Origin of the sequence: Streptomyces sp. BJ20, from assembly GCF_022869105.1 — a bacterium.
GTDB lineage: Bacteria > Actinomycetota > Actinomycetes > Streptomycetales > Streptomycetaceae > Streptomyces > Streptomyces griseoincarnatus.
The window spans coordinates 2,567,326-2,588,420 of the sequence record NZ_CP094918.1 but is presented as its reverse complement, the minus strand read 5'-3'; the positions used below and the strand labels follow the sequence as shown (position 1 = coordinate 2,588,420).

Annotated in this window: 16 protein-coding genes; all 16 read right to left on the bottom strand. The window is 72.9% G+C overall.

What is annotated here, in order from left to right; all coding sequences use genetic code 11:
- Complete coding sequence (locus MTR79_RS11810) at positions 1–891, bottom strand: TatD family hydrolase (protein WP_086705269.1); 891 nt, start codon at positions 889–891, stop codon at positions 1–3.
- Positions 891–1,628 (bottom strand): EboA domain-containing protein, encoded by a 738-nt coding sequence (locus MTR79_RS11805; RefSeq protein ID WP_189363619.1) that lies wholly within the window; start codon positions 1,626–1,628, stop codon positions 891–893. The genes MTR79_RS11810 and MTR79_RS11805 overlap by 1 nt, the downstream gene beginning before the upstream one ends.
- Entirely contained in the window at positions 1,625–2,572 is a 948-nt protein-coding gene (locus MTR79_RS11800; protein ID WP_244790061.1) for a sugar phosphate isomerase/epimerase family protein, read from the bottom strand. Before MTR79_RS11800 ends, MTR79_RS11805 begins: the two co-directional genes overlap by 4 nt.
- On the bottom strand, positions 2,569–3,600 hold the full coding sequence (locus MTR79_RS11795; RefSeq protein WP_244790059.1) for an SCO3242 family prenyltransferase: 1,032 nt from the start codon (positions 3,598–3,600) through the stop codon (positions 2,569–2,571). The genes MTR79_RS11800 and MTR79_RS11795 overlap by 4 nt, the downstream gene beginning before the upstream one ends.
- Positions 3,597–4,799 carry an inositol-3-phosphate synthase gene (locus MTR79_RS11790; RefSeq protein ID WP_244790057.1) on the bottom strand — a complete coding sequence of 401 codons (1,203 nt, stop codon included), beginning with the start codon at positions 4,797–4,799 and terminating at the stop codon, positions 3,597–3,599. The genes MTR79_RS11795 and MTR79_RS11790 overlap by 4 nt, the downstream gene beginning before the upstream one ends.
- Before the next feature lie 584 nt (positions 4,800–5,383).
- Positions 5,384–9,100: a ThuA domain-containing protein gene (locus tag MTR79_RS11785; protein WP_244790055.1), complete on the bottom strand. Its 3,717-nt coding sequence runs from the start codon at positions 9,098–9,100 to the stop codon at positions 5,384–5,386.
- A 262-nt stretch (positions 9,101–9,362) separates the two neighbouring features.
- On the bottom strand, positions 9,363–10,361 hold the full coding sequence (locus tag MTR79_RS11780; RefSeq protein ID WP_086702367.1) for a sugar phosphate isomerase/epimerase family protein: 999 nt from the start codon (positions 10,359–10,361) through the stop codon (positions 9,363–9,365).
- 15 nt (positions 10,362–10,376) lie between these two features.
- Positions 10,377–11,585, bottom strand: coding sequence for a Gfo/Idh/MocA family oxidoreductase (locus MTR79_RS11775; RefSeq protein ID WP_244790053.1), 1,209 nt, complete (start codon positions 11,583–11,585; stop codon positions 10,377–10,379).
- Between the two features lie 79 nt (positions 11,586–11,664).
- Positions 11,665–12,714 (bottom strand): substrate-binding domain-containing protein, encoded by a 1,050-nt coding sequence (locus MTR79_RS11770; protein WP_244790051.1) that lies wholly within the window; start codon positions 12,712–12,714, stop codon positions 11,665–11,667.
- Between the two features lie 17 nt (positions 12,715–12,731).
- Positions 12,732–13,751 carry an ABC transporter permease gene (locus MTR79_RS11765; RefSeq protein ID WP_048458824.1) on the bottom strand — a complete coding sequence of 340 codons (1,020 nt, stop codon included), beginning with the start codon at positions 13,749–13,751 and terminating at the stop codon, positions 12,732–12,734.
- Entirely contained in the window at positions 13,748–15,271 is a 1,524-nt protein-coding gene (locus MTR79_RS11760) for a sugar ABC transporter ATP-binding protein (protein ID WP_189363615.1), read from the bottom strand. The genes MTR79_RS11765 and MTR79_RS11760 overlap by 4 nt, the downstream gene beginning before the upstream one ends.
- A gap of 964 nt (positions 15,272–16,235) precedes the next feature.
- The gene (locus MTR79_RS11755; protein ID WP_086702371.1) at positions 16,236–17,417 is read right to left on the bottom strand and encodes an ROK family protein; all 1,182 of its coding nucleotides are present in this window, start codon (positions 17,415–17,417) and stop codon (positions 16,236–16,238) included.
- Between the two features lie 206 nt (positions 17,418–17,623).
- On the bottom strand, positions 17,624–18,301 hold the full coding sequence (locus MTR79_RS11750; RefSeq protein ID WP_086702373.1) for a GntR family transcriptional regulator: 678 nt from the start codon (positions 18,299–18,301) through the stop codon (positions 17,624–17,626).
- Between the two features lie 203 nt (positions 18,302–18,504).
- On the bottom strand, positions 18,505–19,452 hold the full coding sequence (locus tag MTR79_RS11745; protein WP_244790049.1) for a beta-ketoacyl-ACP synthase III: 948 nt from the start codon (positions 19,450–19,452) through the stop codon (positions 18,505–18,507).
- Between the two features lie 169 nt (positions 19,453–19,621).
- A complete protein-coding gene (locus tag MTR79_RS11740; RefSeq protein WP_189363613.1) occupies positions 19,622–19,762 on the bottom strand; it encodes a hypothetical protein in 141 nt (46 codons plus the stop codon).
- Positions 19,731–21,080: an OFA family MFS transporter gene (locus tag MTR79_RS11735; RefSeq protein WP_086702376.1), complete on the bottom strand. Its 1,350-nt coding sequence runs from the start codon at positions 21,078–21,080 to the stop codon at positions 19,731–19,733. The genes MTR79_RS11740 and MTR79_RS11735 overlap by 32 nt, the downstream gene beginning before the upstream one ends.
- Between the last annotated feature and the right edge of the window lie 15 nt (positions 21,081–21,095).

The window sequence follows — 21,095 nt, the reverse complement described above, 5'->3', positions numbered from 1 at the left end:
TCACGCCCCCGCGGCGTCGGCGGTGTCCGGTGTCGGTGCGTCTCTTGGCTGGCCGCGCAGGATGGAGTTGCCCTCGTGGGTGGCCTCGGGGGCCGTGACGTCGAGGTTCAGGCGTCCACTGAGGCCGTAGAAGGCGACCGGGTTGCGCCACAGCACGCGGTCGACGTCGTCCTCGGTGAAGCCCTCGGCGAGCATCAGGTCGGCGACCTTGCGGGTCTTGAGGGGGTCGCTCTTCCCCCAGTCGGCGGCGGAGTTCACCAGCACCTGCTCGGGGCCGTAGGCGCGCAGGAGGGCGACCATCCGCTCCTCGTCCATCTTGGTGTCGGGATAGACGGAGAAGCCGAGCCAGGCACCGCTGTCCTTGGCCTCCTTGACGGTGGTCTCGTTGAGGTGGTCGATCAGCACCCGCTCCACCGGCAGCGCGGACTCGCGGACCACGTCGAGGGTACGGCGCAGTCCGGCGAGCTTGTCGCGGTGCGGTGTGTGGACCAGCGCGGGCAGCCCCTGGTCGGCCGCCATCTGGAGCTGGGCGGCGAGCGCGGTGTCCTCCGCGGGGGTCATGGAGTCGTAGCCGATCTCGCCGACGGCGACGACGTTGTCCTTGAGCAGATAGCGGGGCAGCGCGTCGAGGACGGGCGTGCAGCGCGGGTCGCCCGCCTCCTTGGGGTTGAGGGCGAGGGTGCAGTGGTGGGCGATGCCGTACTGGGCGGCGCGGAAGGGTTCCCAGCCGAGGAGGGAGTCGAAGTAGTCGAAGAAGGAGGCCGGGGAGGTGCGGGGCTGGCCGAGCCAGAAGGAGGGTTCGACGACGGCGCGGACGCCCGCGGCGTACATGGCCTCGTAGTCGTCGGTGGTGCGCGACGTCATGTGGATGTGGGGGTCGAAGATGCGCATCAGGACTCCTTGCCGTGGGGGACGTCCGGGCCGGCCGCGCCCTGCGCCGGGGCGGCTTCGGTCAGGGCCAGGACGCGGTGCAGGTCCTCCGGGACGGTGCGGCCGGCGGCGGTGCGCTCGGCGGCGTGGTCGCCGAGCATGCGGGCGAGTTCGGCGTCACCGCGGGCACGCCGGGCGAGGTCCGCGACCAGGTCGACGGCGACGCCGGTGAACAGGCATTTCAGTACGGCGTGCCGCCATGCGTGGGCGTCGAGGTGGCGGGCGCCGTAGGGGCCGAGGGCGGCGGCGACCAGCCGGGTGTCGTTGGTGCGCAGGGCGTCCTCGACGAGCGGGAGCGCCTCGGGCCCGGGCACCAGGTGGGGCAGGGCGTGCAGGACGGCGCGGCGTTCGTCGGCGGTGCCCTGGTGGTAGACGCGGGTCAGGGCCTCCGCGTCGGCGCGGGCCGCGTGCAGGATGAGGACGCGGGCGGCGTCGGCGTGTTCGGGTCCGCAGCGGCGGCCCGCCTCGGCGAGGCGCAGCTCCCACACCGAGATCGGCCCGTGGGTGCCGGGGTGGGTGGTCGCCTCGTCCACGGCCTGGTCGAACCAGGCGCGGGCGGCTCCGTCGAGCCGGGACGCGAGGTGGCGGCGCAGGTCGGCGGGCGGGGTGACGGCGGGGGTGGTGCCGTCGCCGGGGGCGGCCGGTCTGCCGATGGTGTCGGCGTCCGGACCGGCCGGTGCTGCGTGCGGGCGGGTCATGGGGTGCTGCTCCCTTCGGGGGTGGCGGAGGGATCGCCGTGAGAGGGGGTGGTGGACGTGCCGGTGGTGCGCTCGGCGGCGAGCCGGGCGGCGCGGTGGAGGTACGGCAGCGAGTGGGCGGCGAAGCGGGGGCCGGCGTGGGAGTGCCGGGGCAGTTCGACGACGGTCAGGCCCCGGTATCCGGTGGCGGCGAGCGCGGCGAGGACGGGCGGGAAGTCGATCTCCCCGTCGCCGAACGGCAGATGCTCGTGGACGCCGCGGCGCATGTCCTCGATCTGCACGTGGCGCAGCCAGGGCGCGGCCTCGCGGACGCAGTCCGCGGGCGCGAGGGGTTCCAGGCACTGGCAGTGGCCGATGTCCAGGGTGAGGCCGAGCGGCTCGGGGTCGCCGAGGGCACGGCGCAGGTGGTGGAAGTCGGCGAGGGTGGCGAGGAGATGACCGGGCTCGGGTTCGACGGCGAGCGGGACCCCGGCGGCGGACGCGGCGTCCAGCACCGGCCCGAACGCCTCGGTGAGCCGCTTCCAGGCGGTGTCCTCGTCGGTGCGGTCGGGGACGGTGCCGCTGAAGCAGTGCACGGCGTGCGCCCCGAGGTCGGCCGCGACCTGGACCGCCCGCACCAGCAGGTCGACGCGGCGCGCCCGGTCGTCGGGGTCGGGGTCGAGCAGGGACGGGCCGTGTTTGCGCCGGGGGTCGAGGACGTAGCGGGCGCCGGTCTCCACGGTGACGCCGAGCCCCAGCTCGTCCAGGCGGCGCGCGACGTACCGGGTGCGGGCCGCGAGGTCGGGGGCGAGCGGGTCGAGGTGCATGTGGTCGAGGGTCAGTCCCACGCCGTCGTAGCCGAGGTCGGCCAGCAGGCCGAGGGCGTCGTCGAGGCGGAGGTCGGCGAGGCCGTTGGTGCCGTAGCCGAAGCGCAGCGGCAGCGCGGGGGGCTCGTGCGCGGTCATGTGATGCTCACCTTCCTCATGGAGCGCCGGCGGGCGAACAGCCGTCCCGCCGGGGCCAGCGCCGCGATCAGCAGGGACGTGGCGGTCGCCCCGGACCGGGCGGCGAGCGCCGCCTGGAGCGGGACGGTGGCGCGGATGCCGCCGCCGACCGCGCGCTGGGTGAGCGGGGGTGAGGGGTTGAGCGCGGCGTGGACGTACGGCCGGGCGGCCGTGACCGCGTAGGCCGCGGCGAGCGCGGCGGTGACGGCGCCGGCGGGTGTGGCCCGGGCGCCACCGACCGGGGTGGGACCCGGCAGGCCGGGGGCGGCTGCTGCCCGCCGGCCTGCCGGGAGTCGGGCACGGCGGTGCGCGACCAGCCGGGTCACGGCGCCCGTCGTCGCGAGGGCGGCGAGCGGGGCCGCCGTCGAGCCGCCGGTGGTCTCGCGCCGGGAGACGGCGGTGACGGCGAGGGTGTGGCAGCCGAGGAGGGCGGCGGAGGGCGCCGCCGCACGGGCGGAACCCGCTGCGGCCGCGCCCATCAGCAGGTCCAGTCCGCGGGCGGCGGCCATGGCGGCCGGGCCCGCGGGTGTGTGCTTCAGCGCCAGGTCGTACGCCCAGACCGTCGCCGCCAGCGGGGCGGCCACCGCGAGGGCGGGGCGGCCGGCGCGGGCGGCGAGCAGCAGTCCGGCGCCGGTGAGTCCGCAGGCGGCCGTCAGCGCTGCGGTGGGGCGGATCCGTCCGGACGGAAGGGGGCGGTGGGGGCGTTCCACGGCGTCCTCGGCGCGGTCGGCCCAGTCGTTCAGGACCATGCCGGCCGCGTAGAGGCACAGGGAGGAGCCGATGGGGAGCAGGGCGCGGGGTCCTGGCCGCGCGCCGGCCGCGGCGACGCCGGCGAGGGTGTCGCCGGGGACGGTGAACAGGGCGGGCAGGCGGATCAGTTCGGCCCAGGCGGCGGCGCGGCTCGGGGTGACGGGGCCGTCGGCGGTCGGGGGCTCCGATGTGGTGTCGCGGTCCACGGGGGTGAGGGGTGGCGACGCGCTGTGGGTCATCGGTGCGCCCCGCTGTCCCCCGCCTCGTCGGTCGGGCGTGCGGTGTCGCTCAGGCGTGCGGCGAAGCGTTTCAGCTCCGTGTACTGCTCCCCCAGGGACGCCGGGCCGTCGCCGACGGGGTCCTTGAAGTAGAAGCCGAGTTCGCCCAGCGGGCCGGTGATGCCCTGCTGTCCGGCGCGGAGCAGCAGCCGGGCCAGGTCGAGGACGAGGGGCGCGGCGAGGGCGGAGTCGCAGCCCTGCCAGATCGTCTGGAGGATCATGCGGGAGCCGAGGAAGCCGTCGAAGGCGATGTGGTCCCAGGCCGTCTTCCAGTCGCCCAGCGCGGGCACGTCGTCGATGTGCACCTCGCCCTCGGGGGCGGCGCCGAGGGTGTCGGCGAGGACGCGTTCCTTGCCGGCGTTCTTGGCGGCGGCCGCTGCGGGGTCGGCGAGGGCGGCGCCGTCGCCGCCGCCGAGGAGGTTGGTGCCGGACCAGGCCCGCACGGCGAGGGCGCGCTGCTGGAACATCGGGCCCAGTACCGACCGCAGCAGGGTCTGCCCGGTCTTGCCGTCCCGGCCCGCGTACGGCACGCCCGCCTCGGCGGCGAGCTGGGCCAGCGCGGGGTGGTGCAGGCCGGTCGAGGGGGTGAAGTTGACGTAGCCGCAGCCGGCGCGGAGGGCGGCGGCCGCGTAGAGGGAGCTGGGCGGCAGGTCGCCGGCCGCGGGGGCGGGTTCGGTGGAGGCGACGTTCACGACGACGGTACCGGCGAGGTGGTGGCGGTCGGTGAAGTCGCGGATGTCGGCGGCGAAGACGTCGATCCAGTCGTCGTCGGCGCGGGCGGGGCCGGTGTCCGCGTCACGGAGGGCGGGGCCGCCGGGCCTGATCTCCCGGTCGGCGGCCAGGAGTTCGGCGTGCACGGCGGCCGGGAGGCCGTGCGGGAGGACGCCGCCCTCGGCGAGGTGCTCGGCGCGTTTGGGCAGCGGGCAGTCGACGGTGTCGTGCCCGCCGAAGACGAGCGAGGCCAGCGGGGGCAGGCCGCTCGCGGCGAAGTCGGGGGTCTCGGTGACCATACCGGTCGGCGGATGGAGCCCGGCGGCGACGGCCGCGCATCCCGCGACGGCGGTCGTGGCGACGGACCCACGGGCCCCGACGAGCCAGACGCCGTAGCGGAGGGCGGCGGGGGAAGAGGTGGTGGGGACGGAGGACGGTTCGGCGGACATGGGCAGCCTCCTTGTCGAACGCGAACCGAATGTGGCGGTGCGCCGGCGCACCGCCGGCCCTTCGGCCGGCGGTGTGCCGAACCCCGGACGGGGTGGTGTCCGGCTCGGGGACCGGACGGGAGCGCTCATCCCCGGCCCGGCAGCGGCCGGGCCCGGGAGCCGGGTGCGAAACCGGGTCGGTGACCCGGTCACACGTCCGGTCCGCGGCCCGTCGCCCTGCCGGGCAGGAGCCGTGCGATGCCCCGGGCAGGAACCCGGCGCGTGCCCGGCCTGCGGCCGGGCGGGTACACGTCCCGAGACCGGGACTGGGACCGGGCGCTGGCCCGTACCCGGGAGCCGGGTGGTACCTCGTGCGGCTAACCCGGGCGCGTCACTGCGCCTCGCCCGGCATCGGCACCGGGGCCAGGCCGGTGACGGCGCGTAGGTGGAGCGCCCGCCGGCCCGGGGGCCGGGCGGGTGCCCGTCCCTCCCGGGTCGGATCAGGTGCCGGAGAACTCGAAGGAGGTCCCGGGCCGGGGCGGCCCGGGGTGAGGCGGCGGGCGGGGGTCCGGCGTCCGCCCGCCCGCCGCCGTTCTCGGGCCCTCCTAGGAGGGCAGTTCCTTCAGCTGGATGTTGCGGAAGGAGACCTTGTCGTCGGAACCGTGGTTCTGCAGACCGATGTAGCCGTCGGTCAGGCTCCGCTGCGGGTCCTTGTTGGTGAAGTCGTTGATCTTCACCCCGTTGAGGAACACCTGGAGCCGTTCGCCCTTGACCTTGATCTCGTAGGAGTTCCACTGCCCCGGCGGGCGCAGCACCTGGTCACGGGCCTTGATGTTGGCCGACTTGAAGGAGTAGATCGCGCCGGTGGTGCGATCCGCCGCGTCCGTCGCGTCGATCTGGATCTCGTAGCCCCGGTCGACCGCCGACCACGGGTCGTCGGAGGCCGGGAAGCCCACGAAGACGCCGGAGTTGTCGTCGCCGCGCATCTTCCAGTCGAGCTTCAGCGAGTAGGACGTCAGCTCCTTGGCCTGGTACCAGAGGAGGCCCATGCCGCCCTCCGACTCCATGACCCCGCCGTCCTTGACGACGAACTTGCCGGGGCCGGCCTGCTTCCAGCCGTCCAGGGTCTGGCCGTTGAAGATCTTCCGGTAGCCCTTGTCCGGCTTGCAGTCCGCCTTCACCTGGCCGGTGGCGTACTGGAGGCCGCCGAGCAGGTGGGTGCGGAAGGCCTCGTCGGCGTACGACTCCTTGGTGTGGCCGCCACCGGTGTAGAAGGAGCGGCCGCCGCCGTAGCTCTGGCACCAGGCGATCGGGTGGTCGCCCTTCATGTTCCCGCCCTGGTAGGTGGTCTCGTCCAGGGTGGCGAGGACCTTGGCCTGCTCACGCGGGTTGGTGCGGTAGTTGTACCACTCGTCCGTGCGCTCCCAGGTGTCCTCCAGGTGCGCGGTGGCCGGGTGGTCGTGGTCCTCGACGCGCACGGTGGCCTTCTGGATGGCCGGGTGCGAGTCGAAGTACGCGCCGACGAGACCGCCGTAGAACTCCCAGTCGTACTCGGTGTCGGCGGCGGCGTGGATGCCCATGTAGCCGCCGCCGTTCTTGACGTAGTTCTCGAACGCCTTCTGCTGGTCGGCGTTGAGGACGTCACCGGTGGTGGAGAGGAAGGCGACCGCGTCGTACTTGGCGAGGTTGGCCGTGGTGAACTGTCCGGCCTCCTCGGTTGCGGTCACCGAGATCCCGGCGGGGGCTCCGAGTTCCTTCAGCGCCTTGACGCCGTCCCCGATGGAGTCGTGCCGGAAGCCGGCGGTCTTCGAGAAGACCAGGACCTTCTTGCCCTTCTTGAACGGCTCCTTCGAGAACTCGAAGTCGTCCACGTCGAACAGCGCGCCGTCACCGCCCTTGAAGACCAGGTAGATCTCGGTGGTCTTCTTCGGCAGTGCCCGCAGCGGGACGTCGACGTCCTGGAACGTCTCCCAGCCGCCGGTCGGCGGGATGTACGCCGAGCCGTGCAGCGGGCCCTCGGGGGAACCGGTGCGCAGCTCGATGTAGCCGCCGGCGCCGCCGGAGGAGGCCCGTACGGTCATCTTCCTCTGCCCGTCGAAGCGGTAGGGGCTGAAGGAGATCCAGTCGCCGTCGTTGATGTCGCCGACCGTCTTGCCGCCGTTGGCCTGCGTCTTGTCGAAGACGTTGACGCCGGACTGCTCGGTGAAGTGCTCGGCCTGGCGGTGCAGCGGCTGGATGACGGTGCGCGCGGTGCCGGTGAGGGCCTCCTGGCCGTTGGCCCCGCCGTCGGTGTAACTGGCGCCGACCACACCGTAGATGTTGGCGTTGGGGTCGTGGCCGCCGTCGCCGGGGGGCGGGGTGAGGGTGCCCTCACAGCCCGTCTCGCTGGTGAGCTCGTGGGCGTGGGAGTCGTGGCCGAGGCTGTAGGCGACCTTGACCTTGGAGCAGTCGATCCGCTCCTCGGGGTCGGTGACGGTCACCTTGAACGGCACGGGCTCGCCGAAGGCGGCCAGGCTGCCGTTGCCCGGGACGTCGATCCGCACCTTGGGCTCGGTGTTGCCGACGACGATCCGGACGCTGGCGTTGCCGGTGTTGCCCTCGGGGTCGGTGGCGGTGAAGGTCGCCGTGTAGGTGCCGACCTTCTTGTACTTGTGGGTCGGGTTCAGCCCCTCGCCCTTGGTGCCGTCACCGAAGTCCCAGGCGTAGGTGAGGTCCGGGGAGTCGGCGTCCTCCGCGGTGGCGCTGAACGTGACCTTCAGGCCGGCCGCGCCGGACGTGCGGTCGGCGCTCACCCCGACGATCGGGGAGAAGCCGTCCTCGGCGTTCTCGATGCGGTACAGCCCGGAGAACTCGTCACCCTGGAACCAGGACAGGCCGTAGTCGAGGACGTAGAGCGCGCCGTCGGGGCCGAAGTCCATGTCCATGATCTGCGTGCCGGTCCACGGGAAGTCGTTGATCTTCGCGACCGAGCCGTCCTCGTTCTGCTCGATGCGCTTGATCCAGCGGCGCCCGAACTCGCCGGCGAAGAAGTCGCCGTCGAACTCCTCGGGGAACTTCACCGAGGACTCCAGGTCCGGGTCGTAGCGGTAGACCGGGCCCGCCATCGGGGACTCGGAGCCGCTGCCGAACTCGGGGACGGAGCCGCCGTCGTAGGGGATCCAGGCGGGCTGGGCGGGCGGCAGGTCGACCAGGCCGGTGTTGTGCCGGGAGGTGTTCTTCGGCGCGGAGCAGTCGAACGTGTCGCCGGAGGTGCCGGTGGCGAAGTCGTAGTCGACGTAGGCGTCGTTGTCGCCGGTGCAGAACGGCCAGCCGAAGTTGGCGGCCTTCGTCACCTTGGCGAACTCGACCTGTCCGGCCGGGCCGCGGGTGGGGCTGGCGGCGCCGGCGTCGGGGCCGTAGTCGCCGACGTAGACGATGCCCGTCTTCTCGTCGACGCTGATGCGGAACGGGTTGCGGAAGCCCATCGCGTAGATCTCGGGGCGGGTCTTCTCGGTGCCCGGCGGGAAGAGGTTGCCCTCCGGGATGTCGTACGAGCCGTCCTCGTTGACCTTGATCCGCAGGATCTTGCCGCGCAGGTCGTTGGTGTTGCCGGAGCTGCGGCGCGCGTCGAAGGCGGGGTTGCGGTTGTCGCGCTCGTCGATCGGCGTGTAGCCGTCGGAGGCGAAGGGGTTGGTGTCGTCGCCGGTGGACAGGTAGAGGTTGCCCTCGGCGTCGAAGTCGATGTCGCCGCCGACGTGGCAGCAGGTGCCGCGGGAGGCGGCGACGTCCAGGATCTTCTTCTCGCTGGACAGGTCCAGGGTGCCGTTGGAGTTCAGGGTGAACCGGGAGAGGCGGTTGACGCCGTCGAAGGTGGCGAAGTCCTCGGCGGTGCCGGTCTCCGGGGCGTCCCCGGCGGGCGTGTCGAGCGGCGGCGCGTAGTAGAGGTAGATGGCCCGGTTGTTCTCGAAGTCGGGATCCACCCCGACGCCCTGGAGGCCCTCCTCGTCGTGGCTGTAGACGTCGAGACGGCCGGCCACCTTGGTGGTGCCGCCCGCGTCGGTGAGGCGCAGGGTGCCGTCACGGGAGGTGTGCAGGACGCTGCGGTCGGGGAGGACGGCGAGCGACATGGGCTCGCCCGTCTCGGCCTCGCCCTTGGCGAGCGGCACCTGCTGGAACTGCCCGTCGGCCGCGGCCGGTTCGTCGTGCTCCGGGTGGCCGGGGTGGGCGCCGGCGACGGTGGCCGGGGTGCCCACGGCCAGCAGCAGGCCGGTGACCAGGGCGAGCGTGGTGCGGAAGACGGGGCGTTGGGCGGTGCGGGTCGATTTCAGTCTTCTTCTGTGCACGAAGTCCCTCCGGGAACGGGATGGGGCCGTACGGAATGCTGATCGTGCGGTGCGTGCGGGCGCCGGGGTGCGCCGTCACCCCGGAGGCGTGGGTGCCCTGAACACTCAGGGACGGTAACCGCGTTCTTCCTGGGGGAACACCCCTTGGACCGCGCCTGGTTGAACTTTTTCCCTCAACAGGACAAAGCGGCGTGAGGGCATGCCGGACCGGGGACCGGCGACAGCGCCGGCCCCCGTCACCACCTGCGGCAGGGCCCGTCCCTCAGCTGTTGAACGCCGCGTCGAAGGACGCGCTCGGCGGCTCGTAGTCGAAGGCCTTGAGGCGCTTCAGGGCCTCCGGGGCGCCCTGGAGACGGTCCATGCCGGCGTCCTCCCACTCCACCGACACAGGGCCCCCGTAGTCGATGGAGCGCAGCATGCGGAAGACGTCCTCCCAGGGCACGTCGCCGTGGCCCGCGGAGACGAAGTCCCAGCCGCGCCGGGGGTCGCCCCAGGGGAGGTGGGAGCCGAGGCGGCCGTTGCGGCCGTCGAGGCGCTTGCGGGCCTCCTTGCAGTCGACGTGGTAGATGCGGTCCCGGAAGTCCCACAGGAAGCCGACCGGGTCGAGGTCCTGCCAGACGAAGTGCGACGGGTCGAAGTTCAGGCCGAACGCCGGGCGCCGGTCCACCGCGTCGAGGGCACGCACGGTCGTCCAGTAGTCGTACGCGATCTCACTGGGGTGGACCTCGTGGGCGAACCGCACGCCCTCCGCGTCGAAGACGTCCAGGATCGGGTTCCAGCGCTCGGCGAAGTCCTCGTAGCCGCGCTCGATCATCGAGTCGGGGGCGGGCGGGAACATGGCGACCAGGTGCCAGATGGCCGAGCCGGTGAAGCCGATCACCGTGTCGACGCCCAGCAGGGCCGCCGCCCGGGCGGTGTCCTTGATCTCGGCGGCGGCCCGCTGCCGTACGCCCTCGGGTTCGCCGTCGCCCCAGATGCGTGCGGGCAGGATGTTCTGGTGGCGTTCGTCGATGATGGCGTCGCATACGGCCTGGCCGACGAGGTGGTTGGAGATCGCCCAGCACTTCAGGCCGTACTTGTCGAGCAGCTGGTGGCGGCCGGCCACGTAGGAGGGGTCGGCGAGGGCCTTGTCCACCTCGAAGTGATCGCCCCAGCAGGCGAGTTCGAGGCCGTCGTAGCCGAAGTCACGGGCGAGCCGGCAGACCTCCTCGAGCGGAAGGTCGGCCCACTGGCCGGTGAACAGCGTGAAGTTGCGCGGCATCCGTATCCGTCCTCCTCAGGCGGCGATCGGGGTGTAGACGGCGTTCTTCTCTGCGCTCTCCTCCACCGCCGCGAGGACGCGCTGCACCTGGAGCCCGTCCGCGAAGGACGGCTCAGGGCCGCGGCCCTCGGCGATGGCGTGCACCAGGTCGCGGGCCTGGTGCGCGAAGGTGTGCTCGTAGCCGAGCCCGTGGCCCGGCGGCCACCAGGCGTCCAGGTAAGGGTGGTCGGGCTCGGTGACGAGGATGCGGCGGAAGCCGCCGTGCGCGGCGTCCGCGGTGCCGTCGTGGTACTCGAGCTCGTTGAGCCGCTCCAGGTCGAAGGCGAGCGAACCGCGCTCGCCGTTGAGTTCGATCCGCAGGGCGTTCTTGCGGCCGGTGGCGTACCGGGTGGCCTCGAAGGACGCCAGCGCTCCGGAGGCGAACCGGCCGGTGAACAGGGCGGCGTCGTCGACGGTGACCTGTCCGGTGCCGGCCGCGGAGACGGCGGCCAGGCCGCTGCTCGGCGCGGTGGGCAGAGGCCGCTCACGGACGAACGTCTCGGTGAGCGCGGAGACGCCAGCGAGCCGCTCCCCCGCCAGGTACTGGGCGAGGTCGACGATGTGCGCGCCGAGGTCGCCGAGCGAGCCTGAGCCCGCCTGCTCCCGGCGCAGCCGCCAGGTGAGCGGGAACTGCGGGTCCACCAGCCAGTCCTGGAGGTAGACCACCCGCAGGTGCCGCAGGGTGCCGATGCGGCCCTCCTCCACCATCCGCCGGGCCAGCGCGGTGGCGGGCACCCGGCGGTAGTTGAAGCCGACCATGGCCGCCTGGCCGCGGTCCCGCGCCTCCTGGGCGGCGCGGGCCATCGCCTCGGCCTCCGCGACGGTGTTGGCGAGGGGCTTCTCGCACAGCACGTGCTTGCCCGCGGCCAGCGCGGCCAGCGCGATCTCCGCGTGGCTGTCGCCGGGGGTGCAGATGTCGACGAGGTCGATGTCGTCGCGCTCCACCAGGGCGCGCCAGTCGGTCTCGGCCTCCGCCCAGCCGTGCCGGTCGGCCGCCGCCCGCACGGCGTCGGCGTCCCGGCCGCAGATCACGGCCATCTCGGGGCGGAGCGGCAGGTCGAAGACGCGTCCCACGGTGCGCCAGCCCTGGGAGTGGGCGGCGCCCATGAAGGCGTATCCGACCATGCCGATGCGCAGCGGTGGCTTCCCCGTTTCCGCCCCTTCGGACGCTTGCGGCTGTGCCATTCGGAAGTCCTCCTCGTCGTCGTGGCGGGCGGGGCGGTCCCCGCCCGGTGGGCTGGTCAGGCCCGTGGAGCGGGGCTCCTCACCGGAAGCCGGTGGGCATGTACTGGTCGACGTTCTCCTTGTCGACGACGGCCGAGTAGCAGGTCACCGACGAGGGGATCTCGAACTCGGCCAGGCCGCCGATGCCCTTGCCCTGGCCGAGGGCGCGGGCGAGGTCGATCGCGGAGGCGGCCATCGTCGGCGGGTACAGGACCGTGGCCTTCAGGACGCCGTTGTCGGCCTTGATGGCCTCGAACGCGGAGAGCGCGCCGGCGCCTCCGACCATCAGGAAGTCGTCGCGGCCCGCCTGCTCGATGGCGCGCAGGGCGCCGACGCCCTGGTCGTCGTCGTGGTTCCACAGCGCGTCGAACTGCGACTGGGCCTGGAGCAGCTGCGCCATCTTGGCCTGGCCGGACTCGACGGTGAACTCGGCGGCCTGGCGGGCCACCTTGCGGATGTTCGGGTAGTTCTTCAGGGCGTCGTCGAAGCCCTGGGTGCGCTGCTTGGTCAGCTCCAGGTTGTCCAGGCCGGCCAGCTCGATCACCTTGGCGTCCTGCTTGCCCTTGAGCTTCTCGCCGATGTAGTGGCCGGCGTTGAGGCCCATGCCGTAGTTGTCGCCGCCGACCCAGCAGCGGTACGCCTGCGGGGTGTTGAAGATGCGGTCCAGGTTGACCACCGGGATGCCGGCGCGCATCGCCTTCAGCCCGACCTGGGTGAGGGCCTTGCCGTCGGCCGGCAGGACCACCAGGACGTCGACCTTCTTGTTGATGAGGGTCTCGATCTGGCCGATCTGCTGGGCGGTGTCGTTGGAGCCCTCGGTGATCTCCAGGGTGACGTCGGAGTACTTCTCGGCGCGCTGCTTGGCGTTGTCGTTGATGGCGTTGAGCCAGCCGTGGTCGGCCTGCGGTCCGGCGAAGCCGATGGTGACCTGCTTGCCGGGCTTGTCGTCGGCGGCCGGCTGGTTGTTGGCGGCGGACTCGCCGCCCCCGCTGGGCTCGTTGCTGGTGCAGCCGGTGACGAGGGCGCCGGCGGAGACGGCGGCGGCTCCGAAGAGGAGCCCTCTGCGGCTGGTGAACGTCGGCTCTGGCATGGCGGTGAACCCTTCCCTCAGGTCGTGCTCGCGGTACGCCGCTGGACCAGCACGGCGGCGACGATGATCGCGCCCTTGGCGATCTGCTGGACGTCGGTCTGCAGGTTGTTCAGGGCGAAGATGTTGGTGATGGTGGTGAAGATCAGTACGCCGAGGACGGAGCCGACGATGGTGCCGCGGCCCCCGGTGAGCAGGGTGCCGCCGATGATCGCGGCGGCGATGGCGTCGAGTTCGTAGAGGTTGCCGTTGGTGTTCTGGCCCGAGCCCGCCAGCACGATCAGCAGGAAGGCGGCGATGCCGCAGCACAGCCCGGACAGCAGGTACAGGTAGAGGCGCTGGCGGCGGACGTCGATGCCGGCCAGGCGGGCGGCCTCCGCGTTGCCGCCGACGGCGACGGAGCGGCGGCCGAACGTGGTGCGGTTCAGGACCAGCCAGCCGACGACGGTGACCGCGGCGAACACCAGCACCAGCGGGGGGATGCCCAGCACGTAGGCGTCGCGCTCGCCGAGGTCGAGGACGCTGTCCACGGTGACGATCTGCGTGCGTCCGTCGGTGATCTGGAGCGCCAGACCGCGGGCGGAGGCGAGCATGGCGAGGGTGGCGATGAACGGCACCATCCCGCCGTACGCGATGAGCACCCCGTTGACGAGACCGCAGCCTAGTCCGACCAGGACGGCGGTGAAGAGGATGCCGGCGAAGCCGTACTCCTGGGTGGCGACGGTGGTGGCCCACACGGAGGCGAGGGCGACGATCGCGCCGACCGACAGGTCGATGCCGCCGGAGATGATGACGAAGGTCATGCCGACGGTGACGACGCCGATGACGGACGCCTGGGTGAGGACCAGCTGGAGGTTGCGGGTGTCCAGGAACTGGTCCGGCTTGGTGAGGCCGCCGATCAGGATCAGTACGGCGAGCACGCCGAGCAGGGACAGGGTGCGCACGTCGGCGCGGAACAACACGGCCCGCCAGGCGGGCTGTTCGCCGGCCGACGGCACCTTGGGGGCGCTGTCCCGCGGCGGGGAGACGTTCTGCGTCATGACGCCGGGCTTCCTTCCATGACCAGGTCGAGTACACGGTGTTCGTCGAGTTCGCGGGCGGGCGCCGTGTGGACGACGGAGCCCTCGCGCAGCACCAGCACGCGGTCGGCGAGGCCGAGGACCTCGGGCACCTCGCTGGAGACCAGCAGCACGGCGAGTCCTTCGTCCGCCAGTCGCCGTACGACGGCGTACAGTTCGGCCCGCGCGCCGACGTCGACGCCGCGGGTGGGTTCGTCGAGCAGCAGCACCCGGCAGCCGCGCAGCAGCCAGCGGGCGAGGACGGCCTTCTGCTGGTTGCCGCCGGACAGGGTGCGCACGGGCACGTCGGGGTTGTCGGGCCGCAGGGACAGCTCCCGGACCGCCGCGCGCGCCGCCCCCAGTTCGGCGCCGCGGTCGATCCAGCCGGCCCGCGCGAAACGGGACATGGAGGAGACGGACACGTTGCGGGTGACCGACTCCAGCATCAACAGGGCCTGCGCCTTGCGTTCCTCGGGGGCGAGGCCCAGTCCGGCGCGGACGGCTGCGCGGACGCTGCCGGGGCGCAGCGGTTTGCCGTCGACGAGGACGCGGCCGGTGTCGGGCTTGCGGGCGCCGTAGATCGTCTCGAGGATCTCGGAGCGCCCGGACCCGACGAGGCCCGCGAGGCCGACGATCTCGCCGGGGCGCACCTGGAGGTCGAGCGGGGCGAACTCGCCCCGCCGGGACAGGTTCTCCACGGTGAGCACCGGCTCGGCGGCCGCGACCCGCGGGGTGTCGGGACGGGGCGGGAAGACGTACTCGACGTTGCGGCCCGTCATCAGCGACACCACCTCGCTGGTGGGCGTCGACTTGGCGGGGAGCCCGCGGGCCACCGCACGGCCGTCCTTCAGCACGGTCACGCGGTCGCCGATGCGGCGGATCTCCTCCAGCCGGTGGGAGATGTAGACGACGGCGACGCCGGCGGCGGTCAGGTCGCCGACGATGCGGAAGAGGTTGTCGACCTCGTCCGGGTCGAGTGCGGCGGACGGCTCGTCCATGACGATGAGCCGCACGTCGTGGGAGAGGGCGCGGGCCATGGACACGATCTGCTGGTGCGCGGCGGACAGATCGCCGACCAGACGGCCGGGGTCGATCTCGGGGTGCCCGAGGCGCTGCAGGAGTTCCGCGGTGGACGCGCGGGCCGCCCTTCCGCGGACGACGAAGCCGGCGGTGGTGGGTTCGTGTCCGAGGTGGACGTTCTCGGCGACCGACAGATGCTCCACCAGGTCGAGTTCCTGGTAGATGGTGGCGATGCCGAGGCGCATGGCGGCGATCGGCGAGCGCAGGGTGACGTCTTCCCCGCGCCAGCTGATCGTGCCCGTGTCGGGCTGGTGGGCGCCGGCCAGGACCTTGATGAGCGTGGACTTCCCGGCGCCGTTCTGGCCGAGCAGACAGTGCACCTCGCCGGCCTGGACGTCCAGGTCGACGCCGTCCAGGGCCCGGACTCCCGGGAACGACTTGGTGATGCCGGACATGCTGAGCAGCGGTGGTTCTGGTGCCATGCGGATTCCCCTCGGCGGGCGTGGGCCGACGGCCCCTCGCGGGGCAAGAGTTTTCGGGCAGGGCGGAGCGGAGCGGCGGCGGTGTGGGTGGTGTTCGGGTGCGGGTCGTACCGGTACGGGGCGACGCCCCGCGTGGGCGGGTGGTTCGGCTCCCAGCCGGAAGCAGGCGGCTTCCGACACGGCGGGTCGTGCGGTGCGTGCGTTTCGCGCCGGCGCGGGTGGCGGTCGCACCGGCACGGTGGTGCTGCGCGTGCCGGAAGGGGGGTGGCGGCCGCTCCGGCGGTGGTGCCTTGCCTGCCGGGACGGGTGGCTTCCGCACCGGCGGGTCGTGCTCGTGCCGGTGCGGCTGGCGGCCGTACCGGCGCTGTGCCGTGCACGCCGGTACGGGCGGACCCGTACCGACGGGTGGTGCCGATCTGGTCGGCGCGGGCGGACCCGCGCCGAGTGGTGCCGGCCGGTGCGGGCGGGGCGCCCGCGCCGGGTGGTGCCGGGGTGCCGGATGCCGGTACGACTGGCCGTCGTCCGGCACGGGTGCGGGCGGCGAAACCGCACCGGCACGGTGGTGCCGTGCCCGCCGGAAGCGGGTGGCTTCCGCACCGGCGGGTCGTCTCGTGCCGGTGTGGCTGGCGGCCGTACCGGCGCTGTGCCGTGCACGCCGGTACGGGCGGACCCGTACCGACGGGTGGTGCCGATCTGGTCGGCGCGGGCGAACCCGCGCCGGGTGGTGCCTTGCCCGCCGGAAGCGGGCGGCTTCCGCACCGGCGGGTCGTGCTCGTGCCGGTGCGGCTGGCGGCCGTACCGGCGCTGTGCCGTGCACGCCGGTACGGGCGGACCCGTACCGACGGGTGGTGCCGATCTGGTCGGCGCGGGCGGACCCGCGCCGGGTGGTGCCGGCCGGTGCGGGCGGGGCGCCCGCGCCGGGTGGTGTCGGGGTGCCGGATGCGGCGGGGCCGCCCGGCGAGGGTCAGGCGGGTGAGAACAAGTGGTCGCTGATGAGGCGGGCCGCGCCGATGACTCCGGCGGTGGGGCCCAGCTCCCCCAGGACGATGGGGAGGTTGCCCGTCGCCAGGGGCAGCGAGCCTCGGTAGACCTGGGTGCGGATCGCGGCGAGCAGGGTGTGGCCGAGGCCCGTCACTCCGCCGCCGATCACCACCAGGCCGGGGTTGAAGAAGCTGACCAGGCCGGCGATGACCTGCCCGGTGCGGTTGCCGCCCTCGCGGATCAGGTCGAGGGCGGTGGCGTCACCGGCGGCGGCCGCGGCGGCGACGTCGACGGCGCTGAGCGTGCCGTTCGCCTCGAGCCGGACGGCGAGTTCGGGCGAGCGCTGCTGCTCCGCGGCCTCCGTGGCGTCCAGCGCGAGGGCAGCGCCGGAGAAGTGCGCCTCGAGGCAGCCGCGGTTGCCGCAGGCGCACGGGCGTCCGTCGGGCACGGCCTGGATGTGCCCGATGTCGCCCGCGCTGCCCGTCGTACCGCGGTACACCTCACCGCCGACGACGATGCCGCAGCCGATGCCGGTGCCGATCTTGACGCAGAGGAAGTCGGCGACGGTGCGGGCGACGCCCGCGTGCTGCTCCCCCAGCGCCATGAGGTTCACGTCGTTGTCGACCATGACCGGGCAGCCGAGCTCCTGGCTGAGCGCCTCCCGCACGGGGAAGCCGTCCCAGCCGGGCATGATCGGCGGCGCGACCGGGATGCCCTCGGGGAAGCGGACCGGCCCGGGGACACCGATGCCGGCGCCGTCGAACCCCTCCGCGATCCCGGTGGCCTTCAGCTTGGCGGCCATGGACAGCACCTGCTCGAAGACCGCGACCGGTCCCTCGCGCACGTCCATCGGCTGGTTGATGTGCCCGAGGATCTCCAGCTCGGCGTTGGTGACGGCGACGTCGACCGAGGTCGCGCCGATGTCGACGCCGAGGAAGCGCAGATGCGGGTTGAGACGGATGTTGTGGGAGCGGCGCCCGCCGCGCGAGGCGGCGAGTCCGTCGGCCACGACGAGTTCCGTCTCCAGCAGCCGGTCCACCTCCACGGCCAGTTTCGACCGGGAGAGGTCGACCTGGTCGCCCAGCTGGGCGCGGGAGTTGGGCCCTCCGTCACGCAACAGCCGTAGCAGTCGTGCCTGATGGGCGTTCGCGGGTCGCGCTGTCATGCGTCTCACGAGCCCCTCCCCGCCTCATCGGCTGTGCGCGCCGGATTCCGGCCACGTGCGTGGCGTGCTTTCGGATGGGAAAGTAGCAGCGCCTGCCGGAGGTGGGAAGAAGTCGCGCAGGAATTGCCCCCTACTTTTTCCACTCTCAGGACAAAGAAGGGGGTGCGGGGCCCGGGACGACCCCGCCCAGGTCGGGCGAAAGCCCCTCAGGAGTCCTCCCGCGCGTGGTACGACCGCCGCGTGTGCTCGGTGTGTTCGCGCATCAGCCGCGTGGCCGACTGTTCGTCCCGCGCGGCGATCGCGGCGATCAGCTCGCGGTGCTCGATCCAGGACTGCTCGCCGCGCTGCCGGGCGACGGGCGTGTAGTACCAGCGCACCCGCCGGTCCACCTGGGCGGCCAGCTCGGCGAGGACCGCGTTGCCCGCGAGTTCCATCACCTTGGCGTGGAAACGGGCGTTGAGCGCCACCGCGGCGTCCACGTCGTCCGCCTCGACGGCCTTGAGGCCCTCGGCGAGGATCTCCTCCAGCGCCCGGACGCCCTCGCTGTCGGCGTTGCTCGCGGCGAGCCGGGCCGCCTCCGCCTCCAGCAGCGTGCGCACGGTGAGGAGCTGGTCGGCCTCCTCCTCCGTCGGCTCGTGCACGAACGCGCCCTGCGCGGGCCGCAGATCGACCCACCCCTCGGTGTTGAGACGCTGGAGCGCCTCGCGCACCGGCTGACGGGAGACGCCGAGGTGGCCGGCGAGTTCGCTCTCGACGAGGTGCTGGCCCGGCTGGAGGGCGCGGGTGGTGATGAGTTCGAGCAGTGCCTCGTAGACGCGGTCGCGCAGCGGGCCCGGCCGCTCGAGCCGGGGCACCGCCCCGTGGGGCAGTCCTGTCGACAACATCGGTCCCCCTCTTCGGCGGCGCCGGGCGTCCGTCGTGAACGCCGGTGACACCGTAGACGTCCTGGGTGATTGTCTTTCGTCTACAGTCTACGGCGCGCCGTCGCACCCCGTTCGGGTTGCCCTCGTCACACCCGCGCCACTCCCGGCGGGCTCACGGGTAACGCACGACCTGCCTGCTCACGGGCAGCGCACACCCCGCCTGCTCACGGGCAGCGCACGACCTGCCCCGCGTAGGACAGGTTGCCGCCGAAGCCGAACAGCAGCACCGGGTCCCCGCTCGACACCGCGCCCTGCTCGACGAGTTTGGAGAAGGCGAGCGGGATGCTCGCGGCCGACGTGTTGCCGGAGTCGACGACATCCCGCGCGACGACGGCGTTGACGGCGCCGATCCGGCGCGCGAGGGGCGCCACGATCCGCAGGTTGGCCTGGTGCAGGACGACCGCGGCGAGGTCCTCGGGCGTCAGGCCCGCCTTCCCGCAGACGCGTCGGGCGAACTCCGGCAGCCGGGTGGTCGCCCAGCGGTAGACGCTCTGCCCCTCCTGCGCGAACCGCGGCGGAGTCCCCTCGATCCGCACCGCGTTGCCCATCTCCGGCACCGAGCCCCACAGCACCGGGCCGACGCCGTCCTCCGCTCCCGGCGCCGCCGCCTCCACGACGGCCGCGCCCGCCCCGTCGCCGACCAGCACGCAGGTGGTGCGGTCGGTCCAGTCGGTGACCTCGGACATCTTGTCGGCGCCGATCACCAGCACCCGCTCCGCCCCGCCGGCCCGCACGGCGTGGTCCGCCGTGGCGAGGGCGTGGGTGAAGCCGGCGCACACCACGTTGATGTCCATGACGGCGGGCCCCGGCATCCCGAGGCGGGCGGCGACGCGGGCCGCCATGTTGGGCGAGCGGTCGATCGCGGTGGAGGTGGCGACCAGGACGAGGTCGATCTCGTCGGGCGTCCGGCCGGCCGCGGCGAGCGCCTTGGCGGCGGCGTGCGCGGCCAGTTCGTCGACGGGCTCGTCGGGTCCGGCGATGTGACGGGTGCGGATGCCGACGCGGCTCGTGATCCACGCGTCGCTGGTGTCGACCATGCCCGCGAGATCCTCGTTGGTCAGGACCCGGGCGGGCTGGTAATGGCCGACGGCGGTGATGCGCGAGCCGCTCATGATGATCCCCTCGGTGATCCGGTTGCGGGATGCACCAGTCTGATCAGTGACTCACGGGTACGAGTGCAGGTGATGCGACAGGAAACGGGCGCGAGGCTTGTCGCCTTCCGTCAGCCCCCGAGGGCCGCCGTCAGGCGTCCCCGCGCCCGTCCCCTTCCCTACCGGCCGGTCACCCGGTGAACAGCTGCGTCGCCTTGCGCACCAGCTCGTACAGCCCGTAGGCGAGCGGGAGGCCCACCCAGAGCCAGGAGAAGGCGATCAGCGCGCGACGCGAGCGCTCAGGCTGACTCGGGCTGCTCTCGCCGGTCATCGGCGGCCTCCTTCGACGTCTCGGCCGGTGTCCCGGCGGGTTCGTGGTGGCGGGGGTGCACGGGCCGGACCAGTTCGTTGGCGACGAAGCCGACGGCCAGCAGGGCGATCATGACGACCAGGGAGACGCCGTAGAGGGACGGGCCGTGCTTGCCTGCCTCCTCCTGGCGGTCGGCGACCCAGTTGACGATGAGCGGTCCGAGGACGCCGGCGGTGGACCACGCGGTGAGCAGCCGGCCGTGGATGGCGCCCACCTGGTAGGTGCCGAAGAGGTCCTTGAGGTAGGCGGGGATCGTCGCGAAGCCGCCTCCGTAGAAGGACAGGATGACGAGCGCGGCGAGCACGAACAGCGGCTTGGAGGAGTCGCCGAGCGACCAGATGAGTGCGTACATGAGCGCGCCGACGCCGAGGTAGACGCGGTAGATGTTCTTCCGGCCGATGAGGTCGGAGGTGGTGGACCAGCCGATGCGGCCCGCCATGTTGGCGGCGGACAGCAGGGCGACGAACCCGGCGGCGGCCGTGGCGGACACCGGCGCGGAGCTGTCCGCGAAGAAGTCCGTGATCATCGGTGCGGCCTTCTCCAGGATGCCGATGCCGGCGGTCACGTTCATGCAGAGCACGAGCCAGAGCAGCCAGAACTGCGGGGTGCGCACGGCGGACCGGGCGGAGACCCGCGGTCCCGCGGTGACGGCGGGCGCGTCGGCCGTCGGCGGGGCAGTGGGAGGCACGCGCACCAGCAGCACGCCGAGCGACATGAAGACGGCGTACGTCAGCCCGTGCACGAGGAAGGCGTACGCGATGCCAACGTTGTCGGTACCGAAGGATTCGAGCATCTGCGCCGACCAGGGGGAGGCGATCAGCGCGCCGCCGCCGAAGCCCATGATGGCGATGCCGGTGGCCATGCCGGGCCGGTCCGGGAACCACTTGATGAGCGTGGAGACGGGCGAGATGTAGCCGATGCCCAGGCCGATGCCGCCGACGAAGCCGTAGCCGAAGACGATCAGCCAGTACTGCTCGGTGGCCGCGCCCAGCGCGGAGAGCAGGAAGCCCGAGGAGAAGCAGATCAGGGCGACGGTCATCGCCCAGCGCGGGCCCCGGCGTTCGACGAGCGTGCCGCCGAAGGCCGCGGACAGGCCGAGCATGACGATGCCGAGCTGGAAGGGCAGCGCGCTCTGGGTGCCGCTCAGGTCCAGGGCGGATTCGAGCGGCGGCTTGAACACGCTCCACGCGTAGGCCTGGCCGATGGAGAGGTGTACGGCAAGTGCGGCGGGCGGGACGAGCCAGCGGCTCCAGCCCGGCGGTGCGACGGGGGGACTCATGAATCCCCAACCGTA